Here is a 15,378-nt window from a genome sequence, read left to right on the forward strand (position 1 = left end):
AAGGAAGTGCGCACTAAAGTAGCGTAAACAAGACACCGGTTTGAGGCCGGTGTCAGGTGATAACTAGATCTGTACACCCTAGGCTCAACTCGGCTGGCACTAAATACTGAGACCAGTTGCTCCATGTCTGTTTGAGAAACATCATTTAATGTTTGGTTTGTATTGAAACCATCCTCAATTGTCGATCTGATAACTTTGTTTTTAGTAATTAGACTTTCAATTTTATTGGTTAAGTGCGATTCTGCATTACTATCTAATATTCCCTCAGCCATTAAATTATTTATAAGTTGTTCATAGTCTCCCTTTTTTGCCAGAGCAATATTATTCTCTGAAGCTAGAGATGTTAATATTTTATATTCTTTAGAACTGGTAATGTGCTTTTTACTTTTATCAGATATCTTCAACGACTTAACCGCTTTGGTATATTCCTTTGGTGTGAGCTTTGCCCCAATGAGAACGCTCCAGGTATTTGATAGGTTTTCAACGTCTTCCCATATTTCGGGTGGAAGATGAACTCTGCTCATAGAGAGCCGTAGCGGTGTAGTCACAGCGTTATTGCTGAGTTTCACACTTTCAGGTTCGCCAAACTTTCTTTTCTTTAGTGTATTGTCGTTGTCTTCAGCCAATACAGTGTTCGCATTCAGTCCAACAAGACCAATAAGGCCATATTCCACGTATTTTTTCATTGTATCCTCTAGCTTACCGCTGGTTTGTAGTCGCAGACTTAGTTAATAAGTATTTATTCAGCACGTATGGAATATAGTGCTGGTAGCGTTTTTTAAGGCTTATAATAATTTCAGGATCTTTATGGAGCATTACACAAGCCTCGCATTGGTGGCTTACGTTTTTTGTTTTATTGTTTCCCTCCCCGAGTAGACTATCTATTATTTTTATTGGGCCATCGACTTTAATCCATAATTTTAAGAAATCATTTTTTTGGTGTTCTACATATCCACTTAAGTCATGGATTTCACCCACTTTCATTTCATTGATGTGTTCCAAAGTAAGGCCACAGCATGCTGATATTTTTTTCTTGGGTGTTATGACAATGTTTTCGAATACTTGGTCACAGCCTTTATCAATAGCATCTCTGTCTATATATCCTCTCGCTGTACTATCCTCAAAAAATGTCATCCACGCATTAGACTGCAACTTAAATTTAGTATCGTCTGCTTGTAGTTTTTTTATTAAATCATTCTTCTGCATGCTTTCTAAGCAACTTGATGATTCGGTATCTTTCTCGACTGTAACCAGTGTGAAAATATTATTTTCAGTTAATGCCTCTACTGCATTAAGTACTGTTTTTTCCGAAACCCAACGTTGATGATCGAGGCCAGTACTGATATTTATTTCACTGATTCCAGAGTCATGCAGCTTCCGTGCATAACGGACTGCCATGTCAACGTTCTTCGCCCAGTATGCATTTGTAACGCAGCGAGTCTGTCGTCCATAACTTGTACAATGCTTAATGGCGGTAAAAAGATCCTCTTTGAGCATGAAGCACTCACCTCCGGTGAATACAACAATTTCAATGTCAGGATACATTTCTATTGCAGAGTCAATGGCTCCCAGTATCTCTTTAAGACTAAGTCGATGTGTGATCTTGGGGGTACACTCAAAACAGCACTCAGCACAAGCGGCTGTGCACTGGTAAGTTGTTATTATTGTTAGTGTTTTAGGGGATATTACGATTAGGTCTTCGATAGCCACACTCATATGATAACGCTTCCCACATGCCAATAGAATTCATTATCATTTGTATCTGCATGGATAATGACAGTGCCCATTTGGGGCTTGATTTTCATGCTGGATGTTTTCGAATGAGACTAATATGTCAGAACCTTATTAGAACTGGCATTACGAAGACTGTATCAGCTGCGCGTTCCTAGGCTGTGTTCTTAACGTGTTCATATTTCAGATGCAGAGCAATTTCAAGCCATGAACTGGGCCTCTAAAGAGGCCTGATTTACGTGGTCTTGAAGTGAATAAATGCTGTGTTTTTGGAGGGATAGGGCTCTACAAAGTGGTGAGACTGCTTTTCAACCACTTTAGGAACTCAGCCTAGAGCCCGTTGCGGCGGTGCAGCAGTATGGAGCCGACGTGCGGGCCCCTCAGCACTTGCTCCGGCAGTGCGGCATCAATGGCCGTCACCCGATGCCAAGCGCCATCAGGGATAGCGGCTGATTTCAATCAGGTTCTGATCCGGATCCAGGCAGTAGACCGACTCGATGGGGCCGCAGGCCCCGCTCTTGGTTGCCGGCCCCTCTACTATCTCCACCCCGTGGCAATGGAGCTGGGCGATGACCTGTTCCAGCGGCCAGCGGGTGATGAGGCAGAGATCCCCCGAGCCCACCTGCGCCCGGTTGCGCGGCTCCTGCCCCAGCAGTTGCAGATTGATCTTCTGGTTGCCAAAGCGCAGGGCCCGGCGCCCCGCCCCAAAGGTGATGGCTTCCATGTTGAGCACCGAGCTGTAAAACGCGACGGCCCGCTCGATATCACTGACCGTCAATACCAGATGGTCGATATGGCTGATCATGTCCCCTCCTGGCTGATGTGTGTCGATAGTGCTGGCCCGACAGACTGGCATGTGGGCCCCCTCATCATACCCAATTGCACACCCAGCATCTGTGCCGAATGGCGCAAAGATGGCCGAGCAAAGCCGCTAGCTGAGTGAAGGCGGCGTTGGCCTGCATCACTGCGTCTGATAAGCCTCTTGCAGGCCATAACTAACGTAATTGTTTGATGATTAACACATTATTGTACCAACACAGCTGAAATAAGGTGTCGATTGGATTAAGATGCGCGCCATATCAGGTAACTCGGATGGGGCCATCCCGATCATGTCGGGGGGCGAGACGACCGAGAAACAGGGCTGAGGAGCCAGTTTTGCACGGGACATGGACAGAAGAGGAATTAAGGGCGACTGTCGGCGCCTACCTGGCGATGCGCACCATGGAGCAAAATGGCATCCCCTTCGTCAAAAAGCGCTATTACACCGAACTTGCTAACCAGTTTGGCCGCACCGAGAAGGCATTCGAGTATCGAATGCAGAACATCTCCTATATCTGCGCCCTGCTAGGGCGGACCTGGGTATCAGGTCTCAAGCCAGCTAAAAACGTGGGCCCTCACAATGCCCCCATCATAGAGCGCCTGCTCTGTGAACTCGATGGCCAACCTTATACCGGCAAGGCTGCCTTTGAGCATCAAGTGAGCCGCTACAAGATCAAGCCAGTACTCCCCACGCCCACAGGCATCCAAGAACTACAGCAGCGTTATGGAGCCAACCCTGGCTATGGGCGGGATCCAAAGGTGAAGGCTTGGGTATTGATGACGGCGGCGGGCCACTGCGAAAGCTGCGCACAGCCGGCCCCTTTTCATGCCACCACGGGAGACGCCTTCTTAGAGGTGCATCATCTGCGCACACTCGCCGAAGGGGGTTCGGATACCATCAGCAACACGGTGGCGCTCTGCCCTAATTGCCACCGTGAGCTGCACTATGGCGTCAACCAGGCACAAAAGCGTGAAGCTCTTTACCAGGCGCTGCCCAGGCTGGTACGAGAATAACGCGCCTGCTGCGCTCATAAAAAAACGGCTCGCCAATGGCGAGCCGTTTTGGCCGGGATCAGCAGGGGATCCGCTCGATGCGGCCATCGCTCAGTTTGAAGAAGGCATCTTGCGGCAGCTCCTGCAGCCAGGTGGTGGTGTAGTCCAGATCCGCATAGGCGCCGCGCAGCATGGCGCCGAACAGGCCGTGGGAGACCACGATGGCGCGCTCGGCGATCTGCTCATCCTGCAGCCAGTTCAGGGCCCGGCCTTGAATGCTCTGAAAACTCTCCCCCTCGGGGGCTTGCAGATACCAGTCTGGCTGCTCCAGATCGAGTTCGGGGTGGGCCGCCAGCAGCTCGGGCACCCGGCGACTCTCCCACTCTCCCATCCCCAACTCCATCAGCCGCTCGTCCCAGACGATACGCGCTTGGTCCAGGCCAAGCTGCTGGCACACCCGCTCCGCGGTCTGGCGCGCCCGGCCGAGGGGGCTGGCGTAAAGGGTCCAGTCGGCGGGCTCGACCAGGAGCTTGGCCAGACGGGCCCCCATGGCGAGGGCTTGGGCTTCGCCCTTGGCGGTCAGTTCGGAGTTGCAGCGCCCCTGCAGTCGCAGTTCGGCGTTGTAACGGGTCTGGCCGTGGCGCAGCAGATAGAGGGTACGGGACATGGTTTCTCCAGCAGGTTCAACGAGATAACAAAAACTGAAGAGGCATGGTAGCAGATGTGCCGGGGCAGCCAAGGCACAGACGGGGGAAAGAAAAAAACAAAACGGGTCAATGGTGACCCGTTTATGCCGGCAGGCTCCGTGCTCAGCCCTTCTTGATCTCCCGCAGATAGCGGTAGATGGAGTGAACCGAGATGCCGAGCTGGCGAGCCGCTATCTGGGCGCTGTCCTTGAGTTCGAAGATGCCGAGCTCGTGCAGCTGGTTGACCATGACCCGGGTCTTCTGGGACGGGGGCACCGCCTCGTTGCCGCGCACCTCGGCACTGACGGTGTCAATGGTGCTGTTGAGGGCCTCGTCGATGTTGCGGGCAAACACCTCCGGGGTGGCATGACCATCGTGGCCGTGCAGGCACTCCGGCATCATGGTGCGCAGCACGGATTGCAGCGGGGCGTCCATGTCGGTGTTGATGCAGAGCAGACCGATGGCCTGCCCCTCGCCATTGCGAATGACGGTGGTGAGCGAGCGCAGCGTCTTGCCGGTGGCGCACTTGGTCATGTAGGGGCTGGAGATATCCTGCCCGCTCTTGAGTTTCATCATCGCCAGGTTGGTGATGGGGGCTCCGACGCTGCGCCCCGTGATATGGCCGTTGGCAATCTTGATGATCGACGGATTGCGCGCATCCAGGCTGTGCAGCAGCACCTCGGTGTGCTGACCATACATGGCGGCGATGCCGTCCACGATGATCTCCATCGCCTTGAGGATCTCGAAATCGGTCTGACTCAGCTCTTGCAGCTTCACATTGAAACCTTATAAAAGGGCCGCCGACCCGGGCAAGGGCGGCAGCCGACAGGGACACTCAGGCGGACATGATATCAATAATGGTGCTGTCTGTGGCAGACATGCCGTCTTTGACCATCTGGCCCACGTTGCGAATGGTCTGCTCCACGTTGCCCGCCACGATCCCCTGCCCCGACACTGCATGGCTGTTGAGTGCCATCAGGAAGCCGCGCACCGCCGCCCCGGAGGAGGTGCTCACCTTCATGGCGCAGGAGGCCTTGGCGCCGTCGCACACCATGCCGGCGCTGTCGCTCAGCACGTTCTGGATGGCGTGGCAGGATTGCTCGAAACTGCCGCCCGCCAGATAGACCATGGCCATGGCGGCCGCCGCGCTGGTGACCGTGTTACCACAAAAGGCCGACAGCGGCGGATAGTGGGACTTGATATAGATGGCCCCCAGGTGGCTCATGATGAGGGCGCGGGCCAGCTGCTCTTCGCTGGCGCCAAAGCGCTCGGCGATGACCACCACCGGGATGGTGGCAGCGATGCCCTGGTTGCCGCTGCCAAAGTTGCTCATGGCCGGCAGGCTGGCGCCCCCCATGCGGGCATCGGAGGCCGCCGCGGTGCGCATCACGATGCGGTTCATCACGTCCTCGCCGATGAGGCCGGCCTGGATGTTCTGCTGCATGGTGCGGCCAATTTCGAGGCCATAGGGGTTGTTCATCCCCTCGTCGGAGAGTTTGCCGTTGAGCTCGGAGGCCTGCAGGATAAAGCGGATCTGCTCGAACTCCACCTGGGTGGCGAATTCATGAATGGCGGCGATGCTGATGTCGACCCCGTCGCAGATGGCGCCGGTGGCACCGCCCTGGCCCTGCTCGGCCGTGAAGGTCACTTCATCATTGCGGCGCTGCTCGACGATGCGGGTATGGCCGCCGCACAGGGTCACCTCGGCGCTGTGCTCGGTGCCCTCTGCATCAAGGCCCAGCAGCCGGACCCGGCAATAGATGAACTCGGGGGCCGAGGTGCGGCTCACCTGCACCTGGCCTGCATCGATCAGCTCCTGCGCCTCTGCGACCTGGGCCGGCGTGATGGCGGCCAGCACCTCCAGCCCGGCCTCGGCGTTACCGCCGATGGCGCCGGCAGCCGCCGCGATGGCCAGCCCGATCTTGCCGGTGCCCGGCACATAGACCCCCATGGAGTTCTTGTAGAGGTTGTCCGACACCACCACCTCCAGCCGGACGGGCTTGCAGCCCAGTTGCCGGGCGGCGACGGCGGCGGCATAAGCGGCGGCGATGGGCTCGGTACAGCCCAGCGCCGGTTTGACAACCTGTTGAATAATCTGCAGATACTGCTGCCACGCTTGCTTCATCAGAACACCCTTTCTATCAACATTAACCAGCGATGTGAGCGATCGCTTCCACTTCCACCCTGACACCCATCGGCAGATCCTTCACCGCAAAGCAGCTGCGGGCCGGGCAATCTTTCAGGAAATAGCGTTTATAAACCTCGTTGAACGCGGCAAAATCACTGATCTCGGCGAGATAGCAGGTGGTCTTGAGCACGGTATCCAGGTTGCCGCCGGCGGCCTCCAAGACATGCTTGAGGTTCTCCAGCGCCTGACTGCTCTGGGCTTCGATGCCCCCTTCCACCACGCCACCCTGCTGTTTGCACACCGGCAGCTGGCCAGAGGTAAAAATGAGGTCGCCATAGGCTGTGCCATGGCTGTAGGGACCGATGGCATCGGGTGCGGCATCCGCCACTATGATCTTTTTCATATCGCCACTCCTTAAAATGCAATTATTTTTGCAATCAATAGTCTCGTCTTGTTCAACATTATTTGCTTATTAGGCATTCCATTCAACTAAAACCTGCAAAAACAGCGATAAATTCGGTAGCAGGCGCAAATTGAAAGCGTGATCTGTCTCCCTCTTTAGGTAGAAGAGCGATAAAAAGCATTGTTTTGCCGCTTTTTATTCAACTATATTTGCGCCTGATTTTACCCCTACAAAAACAAGGTATTTTATGGACGCGCACAGTACGACACTCACCCGGCCCGTGATGGGCACGCTGGAATGGAAAGAAGCGGTTCGTTTTGACAGCACCGACTGGGGCTGGGTCATCATGAGCATCGGCATGGCCATCGGGGCGGGGATCGTCTTCCTGCCGGTGCAGGTGGGACTGATGGGGCTGTGGGTGTTTCTGCTGTCGGCGGTGATCGGCTACCCGGCCATGTACATGTTCCAGCGCCTCTTCATCAATACCCTGGCCACCTCGCCCGAATGCAAGGACTACCCCAGTGTCATCAGCGGCTACCTCGGCAAGAACTGGGGCGTGCTGCTCGGCGCCCTCTACTTCGTGATGCTGGTGATCTGGGTATTCGTCTACTCCACCGCCATCACCAATGACAGCGCCTCCTTCCTGCAAAGCTTCGGGGTCACCCAGCAACTGCTCTCCGAGAATCCCTTCTACGGGCTGGTGCTGATCTGCGCCCTGGTGGCGCTGGCCTCGCGCGGCGAGAACCTGCTGTTCAAGATCTCCACCTTCATGGTGCTGACCAAGATCAGCGTGGTGGCAGTGCTCGGCCTGATGATGGTGGGCAAGTGGGATGCCGCCAACATCACCGCCATGCCGGCCAGCGGTGACTGGCTGAAGGATGCCATCGTCATGCTCCCCTTCACCCTCACCTCCATTCTCTTCATCCAGAGCCTGAGCCCCATGGTGATCTCCTACCGCTCCCGGGAAAAATCCCTGGAAGTGGCCCGCTTCAAGGCGATGCGCGCCATGAACATCGCCTTCGGCATCCTGTTCGTGGTGGTGTTCTTCTACGCCGTCTCCTTCACCCTGGCCATGGGCCACGAGCAGGCGGTCAAGGCCTCCGAGGAGAACATCTCGGCGCTGGCCATGGTGGCCCAGGGCATGCCGGGCCAGACCCTCAAGCTGCTCAGCCTCACCCTCAACATCTTCGCTGTGATGACCGCCTACTTCGGCGTCTATCTGGGCTTTCGCGAGGCTTGCCAGGGACTGGCAATGAACCTGCTGCGCCGGGTGATGCCGGAAGATCGCATCAACAAAGGGCTGGTAGGCAAGGGCATCATGGTGTTCACCGTGCAGCTCTCCTGGGGGGCCATCGTGCTCAACGCCCCGGTACTGAGCTTCACCTCCATCTGCAGCCCCATCTTCGGCATGGTGGGTTGCCTCATCCCGGCCTACCTGGTCTATCAGGTGCCGGCGCTGCACAAGTACAAGGGGGTCTCCCTCTACATCATCATCGTCACCGGTCTGCTGCTCTGCGTCTCGCCCTTCCTCGCCTTCAACTGATCTGCCGGCACCCTGTGTCATCGGCGACGGGCCACCCTGAGGGTGGCCCGTCTGTTTGACCCATTCAGCCCCCTTCCAGAGTGAAAAAGCCAAGAGGATCACAACTTCCACCGCCCTTCCAACCGAGCCTCCCCGGCGAGGAGTAATATCCAGCCATCCCGCTACATGCCCCCCTCGGGGCCCGAGGCTTCATATGAAATGGATATTCATGCCCGCCATCCGGCTCGGCAATCAGCTCTCCTTCAAGTACAAGTTTTTGCTCTGGTCCTGCCTGATGCTGCTGCCGCTCGCCTACAGCATGACCAACCTGCTGGGTCGGCTGCAGGACGACAATGCCCAGGCCCGCAAGGAGCTGGCCGGTGTGGTCAAGCTGGCGCCTCTGCCCGCTATCGAACAAGCCTTGCTGACCCACCGCAACCTGGTCACCCGGCACGGCTATGAACAGAACCCGGTCGGCGAGGAGGAGGTCAAGGCCGCGGCCCGGGCCGTCGATGCGAGCCTGGCCGCCTTTGCCGCCAGTGGACAGCAAAACCCCACCTTCGATGCCCTCGCCCAGGGCTGGGCCGGCCTGCAAAACGAGGCGCTCGGGCTCGAGGTGGATCAGAGCAACCTGCGCCACGACAAGCTGCTGACCGAGGTGCGCCACCTCAACAAGAGCATTACCGCCGCCAGCAGCCTGGTGCAGGATCCCGCGCTCGGCACCTACTACATGGTGGTGCTCGCCAGCGAGCGACTGCCGCAACTGCGCGATCTGCTGGCCCAGGTGCGGGACAGAGCCGCCACCATCGCCGACTTCGGCCTGTTTCAGGCGCAAGGGTATAGCGCCCTGCGCTTTCGCCTCGACCTCATCAACGCCACCCTGCAGGAGCTGGAGGCCGACCTGACCCTGCTCTACGAGATGGCGCCCACCTATCGCAGCGAGCTGGGCCAGCAGACCGACGCCCTGTTGCAGCAGGCCCATCAGGGGGTCGACACCCTAGAAAACAAGATGATGAAGGATCAGCAGGTGCAGCTCTCCAGCCAGGAGGTGCTGGCGCTGGGGGATGGGCTGGATGCCGCCATCACGACGCTGGCCGGTCAGGTGCGCCAGCGGCTGGAGGCAGACCTGCACCAGCGCATGACCGCCAACCAGCGCCATTTCTGGTGGGTGACCGGGCCGCTGACCGCCATCCTGCTGGTCTATCTCTACCTGATGATCGGCGCCTACCTCTCCTTGCGCGCCACCGTGGGTCGGGTGCGGGAGATCGCCGCCCGGGTCAACGCCCAGGATCTCGGCCAGCAGATCGAGATCGTCGGCCAGGATGAGCTGGCCGCCATCAGCCGGGATTACAACGTGACCCTGCAGACCCTGCGCACCCTGATGCTGCGGGTGCGGGAGAACGGTGTCAGCGTGGTGGAGAGCGCCACCGACATCGAAGCGCGGACCTGCCGCTCCCAGGAGGTGATCGCCGATCAGCAAGGGGAGACCCATCAGGTGGCCACCGCCATCAAGGAGCTGGCCGCCACCTCCCACGACATGGCGGGCAACGCCCAGCAGGCCGCCCGCATGACCCAGGAGGCGCAGGCCGTGGTGGGTCAGGGCGAGGCAGTAGTCGAGCGCACCATCACCGCCATCGACCACATCAACCGCGAGGTGCTGCGCACCGCCGAGGCCATCGGCCAGCTGGAGCAGCAGTGCAGCCAGATTGGTGGCGTCATCGGGGTGATCCGCGGCATCGCCGAGCAGACCAACCTGCTGGCGCTCAATGCCGCCATCGAGGCGGCCCGCGCCGGCGAGCAGGGGCGCGGCTTCGCGGTGGTGGCCGACGAGGTGCGCTCGCTGGCCAGTCGCACCCAGGGGGCCACGGTCGAGATCCAGCAGATGATCGAGCAGTTGCAAACCGGCGCCCGCGCCTCGGTCAGCGCCATGTCCGCCGCCAGCCGCGAGGCGCAGGAGGGGGTCGGTCTGGCCCAGGAGGCCCAGCAGGCCTTTGGCGCCATCACCGAGCGGGTGGGCAGCATGGTCGACACCAACTCGGTCATTGCCAGCGCCATCGAGCAGCAGGGGGCCGTGGTCAACGAGATAGAGCGCAACGTGGTGCGCATCTCCGATGGCAGCGACGAGGCGCTGCAGGTAGCCAACGCCGCCCGCGACGCCGCCCGCCAGATCCACCAGCTCACCGAGCAGCTGCGTGCCATGGTGCAAAGCTTCGTGCTCTGAGCCGGCGCCCGTCACCCACGCCAGCCCCTTGCCGGGGCTGGTTTTTTTTGCAAATTCAGACCGTCAGGCTGCATTGTTTTTCTTGGCGAAAAAAGTATCGACTGCCCATTGTGCAATGAGATGAAAGCGGGGTAATCTGCAGCCACAACAAGATTCGAACGTTACCCTTTTGCCTGCAACAGGCCCGGGGATCAGTTCTACGCCCGAGAGGCAGTTCGACGAAAGTTCGGCGAGAGGAAGCTCGCATTACGACACACAAGTTCAGGCGAGGTATCGCAAATGGCGAAGTACCAGTTTTTCTCTATCCCGGCCTCCAACCGGCAGCAGTACACCTTTATCGACATGGCCTCCCCCACCTTCCTGCCCGAGAAAGCCGCGCTGCTGGCGCAGGGGTTCGAGGTAGAAGAGGATTTCATCGACGCGGCCAACGCGCGCGAGGCGGTGGAGAAGTATGGCTCCAACTTCCTCTACGTGGCCGACGAGATGGGCAAGTCAGACGCCGGTTACGCCGCGGCCATCGCCGTGCAGGCGCTCGGCAAGGCACTGCGGGGACAGCGCCAAGAAAGTTGAGTAAATTGAGCAGATAGACGAAATGCGGCCATCGGCAAGCTGCCGATGGCTGCAGCAATATGGTTCAACCGCAGGCGAGCTGGCGGAGCATCTCGATAAGCTCCTCCTCGCTGCTGGGCTCATAAGCCAGCGTCATGCTCGGCGCCGCCCCTCCCATCAGCATGTAAACGTGCGTGCTGCAGTGGTCATAGTGATACCACTTACCGTCGATACAGACGTCGGTATAACATCTCGGGTCCCTTTCAAGCTCCATACATCCATCCTTCTGTTACCTACTACCCACATCCTTTTTCGACCGTAAAGTAACCAGAGCGTTACAAACTTGATGCAGATCAAGCCAGGTTGCCGACGCCACCATTTCTCGGTAAAAGAGCCCCGAAAGGCGCTTCTTCTGCCTTAGCGATGGTCATATGCTGCTCGTTAAGTTCTCAGTCAGCCACGCCCGCCACAATGTGAGCTGGGGCAGCGGATCCTGCGCAGCCCCTCAGGCGCCCTTCACCCCATGGCGGGGCCCGGCGACAGCCAGCGCCTGGCGCCACACGACCAGGCCCACAGAGGAGGCAGATATGAGCCACTCCCACATAGATCTGAACCTGTTTCGCATCTTCGATCGCGTCATGACCGAGAAGGGGGTATCGGCCGCGGCCGCCAGCCTGGAGATGACCCCGGCCGCCATCAGTCAGGCCATTCGCAGGCTCAGCGACCTCATCGGCGAGCCCCTGTTTCGCCGCGATGGCCGCGGGATCATCCCCACCAGCCGTGCCCTCGCCCTGCACCGGGAGATCCGCACCGCCCTGCATACCATGGAACGCTCCCTGCTGCTCAATCAGGCGTTCGATCCCCTCACCAGCCAGCGTATCTTTCGCATCGCCAGCCACCCGGACCTCGATCTCCTGCTGTTGCCGGCGCTGCTCGCCCATCTGGCCAGGGTGGCGCCCCACTGTCGGGTGGAGTCGGTGCCCGGCATGTTTGAAGAGCATCTGCGTCAGCAGGCGCTGCGCCTTCGAAACATCGACCTGGTGCTGGCCAGCACGGCGCTGGAAGAGACCGGCTTTTGCAACGAATCCCTGCTGACCCTGGAGCTCAGGGTGGCCTGTCGCGCCGATCATCCGCGCATTGAGGAGAGCCTCGACTTCGAAACCTTCTTTGCCGAGGAGCACGTGGTCTGGGATGTGCGCCGCAAGGACGACTGGGTCATCCGCAGCCTCAGCGACCAGGCCCTGCCTCCCCGCAAGATTGCCTATGAGAGCAACGCCCTGCTCACCGCCCTCTCCCTGGTCAGCCAGACCGAGTGGCTCTGCGTGGTCAGCCAGTGGCATGTCGAGCAGATGCGCGACACCCTGCGGCTCAAGGATTTTCCGCTGCCCTGGGCCTCCAGCCACTGCCCCGTCTACATCAGCTGGCACCAGGCGCAGGGCCGGGATCCCGCCCTCCAATGGTTTATCCGCCAACTGCACCTCATCAGCGCCGGCGTCCCCCTCATTTAACCACCGCTTAACTGTCGTTTATTGCCGGCTGCCATGATTGTTGCGGCCGGCTTGACTACTCTGGTGCCGACCCCGTTGCCGTGCCCTCGGCGCAATGCCGCAACGCCCGACTAACCAATCGATGCTGACCATGTTCATGGGACATGTCGTCAGGCGCCATCTCGGTTACCCGTCACTCACCCTGTTTACTGGGGGCATCAGAGTCTGACTGCACTTGGTCCGGCCTGCCCACCACAATCTGGAGAAAACAGATGAAGCTCAAGTTCTCGACGCACACCATTGTCACCCTATGCCTCTGTGGCTCCCTGCTGTTGCAGCCGGCCTGGGCCGTCATCAACCCCAAGCCGGCCAGCGAATTTACCATCCAGGCCAACCAGAATGTGCTGCACACCCTGCCATTCAACGACAAGCAGGATTTCGAGGACGCCCGGCGCGGCTTCATCGCCAAACCGGATACCCTCACCATCAAGGATGAGCAGGGCAACGTGGTGTGGGATCTGGAGCAATACAAGACCTACATCGGCCTGGACAAGACGGCGCCGGATACCGTCAACCCGAGCCTGTGGCGCAATGCCCAGCTGAACATGGAGTACGGGCTGTTCAAGGTGACCGACAAGATTTACCAGATCCGCGGCTTCGATCTCTCCAACATCACCTTCATCCAGGGCGACAAGGGATGGATCGTCTTCGACCCGCTGATCTCGCCGCAGACCGCCAAGGCGGCCCTCTCCTTCATCAACCAGACCCTGGGCGAGCGACCGGTCACTGCCGTGGTCTACAGCCACTCCCACGTGGATCACTACGGCGGGGCCGCCGGTCTGTTCAACTCGCCGGACGAGGTGAAAAAGAACGGGGTTCAGATCATCGCCCCCGAAGGGTTCACCGAGCATGCGGTCTCGGAAAACGTCATCGCCGGCAACGCCATGGCCCGCCGCGCCGTCTACATGTATGGCGCCCTGCTGCCGCGCAATGCCCAGGGAGGCGTGAATGGCGGCCTGGGGCAGACCGTCTCCGCTGGCGTTCCCTCCCTGCTGCTGCCGACCCGCTTCATCACCAAGAGCGGGGAAGAGGTTACTCTGGACGGCGTACGGATGGTCTTCCAGATGACCCCGGGCACCGAAGCTCCGGCCGAGATGAACACCTGGTTCCCGGACAGCAAGGCGCTCTGGATGGCCGAGAACACCACCAACACCATGCACAACATCCTCACCTTGCGCGGCGCCCAGGTGCGCGATGCCCTCAAGTGGTCCAGCTACCTCAACGAGACCATCGAGACCTGGGGCAACCAGGCCCAGGTCAAGTTCCAGAGCCACCACTGGCCACGCTGGGGCAATGCCAGCATCGTCGACTACTTCAAGAAGCAGCGGGATCTCTACAAGTACATCCACGATCAGTCGGTGCGGCTGATGAACATGGGCTACACGGGTGAGGAGATTTCGGAGAAGATAGCTCTGCCCCCCGAGCTCAACGACTTCTGGCCGAACCGCGGTTACTACGGCACCCTGCGCCACAACAGCCGGGCCGTCTATCAGCGCTACATGGGCTGGTACTCCGGCAACCCCTCCGATCTGGACAACCTGCCACCCGAGATGGTCGGCCCCAAATACGTCGAGTTCATGGGCGGTGAGCAGGCGCTCCTGAAGAAAGCCAAGGCGTCGTTCGACAAGGGGGAATATCGCTGGGTAGCGGAAGTGCTCAAGCATCTGGTGTTCGCCAACCCGAACAACCAGGAGGGCAAGCTGCTGCTGGCCGATGCGCTCGAGCAGCTGGGTTATCAGGCCGAGTCCGGCCCATGGCGCTCCGTCTATCTGCAGGGGGCCTATGAGCTGCGCAACGGCGTGCCCACCGCTGGCGGTACCGTCACCGCCTCGCCGGACACCATTCGCGCCATGAGCCCCAGCATGCTGTTCGACTATCTGGCGGTGCGGATCAATCCGGAGAAAGCGGCCGGCAAGAAGATGGTCATCAACATGGACTTCACCGACATCGGGGAGAAACACACCCTGAGCCTGGAGAACGCCGTGCTCAACCACAGCACCCACTATGCCGCCAAGCCGGATGTCACCCTCACCCTGAGCAAGCAGACCCTGGACGACATCCAGCTGGGTCAGGGCACGCTGGAGCAGAAGATCGCCAGCGGCGAGATCAAGGTTCAGGGGAACCAACAGACCTTCAGCGACTTCGTCGGCCTGCTCGACAAGTTCAACTTCTGGTTCAACATAGTGACCCCATGATGCGACGCACCCTGCACGTGTGCATGACCCTGCTCTGCCTCATCCCGGGGATGGGGCAGACCTGCGGTTATGACGCACTCTATCCCAATCCGTTTGAACAGAGCTGGCCCGGCGCACTCGACGTTGCCATGGCGACCGCGGCAGCGGTCAATAATGACAGGGTGGCCCGTCTGCCTGGCCTCACCGGCGAGGCGGGGTTTGCCCGCAGCCAGGCCTGGCTGCAGACCCTGAAGAGCCGCTTCCAGCAGGCCAGCGTCAGGGGCGGCGTCTCCATCCTGCTGGTCGATTCCGGGCTCTGGTCGAGGCTGCGGGGCAAGGAGTCACTGCTGCTCCAGCTCCATACTGCCGGCCCGCACCCCAGGGATCGGATGATGCTGCTGAGCGAGGTGGCCCTCGACGCCCTGCTGGCCGGCACCCTCACCATAGAGGAGGCGCTGCGGCTGGGCGTGGTTGCCTTGCCGGGCGAGGAGGGCCGGCAATTGCAGCACGACTTGCACCTGGCCCTGGGCTCATGACCGTTCAGACATGAAAAAAGGGAGGCATCTGCCTCCCTTTTCTTTGCTGCCATCGGGGCAACGAACCAG

The 15,378-nt window shown here is 59.1% G+C and carries 15 protein-coding genes; 7 read left to right on the top strand and 8 right to left on the bottom strand.

The window, feature by feature from the left end; genetic code table 11:
• The 3 genes from G5134_RS08655 to G5134_RS08665 all read right to left on the bottom strand — a co-directional run.
• On the bottom strand, window positions 1-686 hold a 686-nt coding region (locus G5134_RS08655; RefSeq protein ID WP_421231969.1), incomplete at its 3' end, for a hypothetical protein.
• A gap of 13 nt (window positions 687-699) precedes the next feature.
• Complete coding sequence (locus G5134_RS08660) at window positions 700-1,497, bottom strand: hypothetical protein (protein WP_156559991.1); 798 nt, start codon at window positions 1,495-1,497, stop codon at window positions 700-702.
• 670 nt (window positions 1,498-2,167) lie between these two features.
• Entirely contained in the window at window positions 2,168-2,536 is a 369-nt protein-coding gene (locus G5134_RS08665; protein ID WP_065018728.1) for a VOC family protein, read from the bottom strand.
• A gap of 350 nt (window positions 2,537-2,886) precedes the next feature.
• On the opposite strand from G5134_RS08665, the gene G5134_RS08670 reads away from it, so the two are divergent.
• Window positions 2,887-3,564, top strand: a complete 678-nt coding sequence (locus tag G5134_RS08670; RefSeq protein WP_231939817.1) for an HNH endonuclease — start codon at window positions 2,887-2,889, stop codon at window positions 3,562-3,564.
• Between the two features lie 58 nt (window positions 3,565-3,622).
• Here G5134_RS08670 and G5134_RS08675 read toward each other — a convergent pair whose 3' ends face one another.
• From G5134_RS08675 to G5134_RS08690, 4 genes are all read right to left on the bottom strand, one after another.
• On the bottom strand, window positions 3,623-4,210 hold the full coding sequence (locus G5134_RS08675; protein WP_065018726.1) for a histidine phosphatase family protein: 588 nt from the start codon (window positions 4,208-4,210) through the stop codon (window positions 3,623-3,625).
• A 142-nt stretch (window positions 4,211-4,352) separates the two neighbouring features.
• Window positions 4,353-5,006, bottom strand: a complete 654-nt coding sequence (locus G5134_RS08680; RefSeq protein ID WP_005299461.1) for a helix-turn-helix transcriptional regulator — start codon at window positions 5,004-5,006, stop codon at window positions 4,353-4,355.
• Between the two features lie 58 nt (window positions 5,007-5,064).
• A complete protein-coding gene (locus tag G5134_RS08685; RefSeq protein WP_043166427.1) occupies window positions 5,065-6,354 on the bottom strand; it encodes a serine dehydratase subunit alpha family protein in 1,290 nt (429 codons plus the stop codon).
• Between the two features lie 22 nt (window positions 6,355-6,376).
• Entirely contained in the window at window positions 6,377-6,760 is a 384-nt protein-coding gene (locus G5134_RS08690) for a Rid family detoxifying hydrolase (RefSeq protein ID WP_065018725.1), read from the bottom strand.
• A gap of 247 nt (window positions 6,761-7,007) precedes the next feature.
• On the opposite strand from G5134_RS08690, the gene G5134_RS08695 reads away from it, so the two are divergent.
• The 3 genes from G5134_RS08695 to G5134_RS08705 all read left to right on the top strand — a co-directional run bounded on the left by G5134_RS08695 (window position 7,008) and on the right by G5134_RS08705 (window position 11,073).
• Window positions 7,008-8,303, top strand: a complete 1,296-nt coding sequence (locus tag G5134_RS08695; RefSeq protein WP_421231970.1) for a hypothetical protein — start codon at window positions 7,008-7,010, stop codon at window positions 8,301-8,303.
• Window positions 8,304-8,496: 193 nt separating this feature from the next.
• Window positions 8,497-10,503 (top strand): methyl-accepting chemotaxis protein, encoded by a 2,007-nt coding sequence (locus G5134_RS08700; RefSeq protein WP_065018724.1) that lies wholly within the window; start codon window positions 8,497-8,499, stop codon window positions 10,501-10,503.
• A 279-nt stretch (window positions 10,504-10,782) separates the two neighbouring features.
• On the top strand, window positions 10,783-11,073 hold the full coding sequence (locus tag G5134_RS08705; RefSeq protein WP_065018723.1) for a hypothetical protein: 291 nt from the start codon (window positions 10,783-10,785) through the stop codon (window positions 11,071-11,073).
• 64 nt (window positions 11,074-11,137) lie between these two features.
• Here G5134_RS08705 and G5134_RS08710 read toward each other — a convergent pair whose 3' ends face one another.
• A complete protein-coding gene (locus tag G5134_RS08710; protein ID WP_010634417.1) occupies window positions 11,138-11,326 on the bottom strand; it encodes a hypothetical protein in 189 nt (62 codons plus the stop codon).
• Between the two features lie 313 nt (window positions 11,327-11,639).
• Here G5134_RS08710 and G5134_RS08715 point away from each other — a divergent pair, with 313 nt between their 5' ends.
• From G5134_RS08715 to G5134_RS08725, 3 genes are all read left to right on the top strand, one after another.
• Entirely contained in the window at window positions 11,640-12,560 is a 921-nt protein-coding gene (locus tag G5134_RS08715; protein ID WP_279450434.1) for a LysR substrate-binding domain-containing protein, read from the top strand.
• A gap of 251 nt (window positions 12,561-12,811) precedes the next feature.
• The gene (locus G5134_RS08720) at window positions 12,812-14,794 is read left to right on the top strand and encodes an alkyl/aryl-sulfatase (RefSeq protein WP_065018721.1); all 1,983 of its coding nucleotides are present in this window, start codon (window positions 12,812-12,814) and stop codon (window positions 14,792-14,794) included.
• Window positions 14,791-15,309 (top strand): hypothetical protein, encoded by a 519-nt coding sequence (locus G5134_RS08725; protein ID WP_065018720.1) that lies wholly within the window; start codon window positions 14,791-14,793, stop codon window positions 15,307-15,309. The genes G5134_RS08720 and G5134_RS08725 overlap by 4 nt, the downstream gene beginning before the upstream one ends.
• Window positions 15,310-15,378 lie beyond the last annotated feature (69 nt).

The sequence above is a fragment of the Aeromonas sp. 600276 genome (assembly GCF_049175815.1).
GTDB classification, from domain to species: domain Bacteria; phylum Pseudomonadota; class Gammaproteobacteria; order Enterobacterales; family Aeromonadaceae; genus Aeromonas; species Aeromonas dhakensis.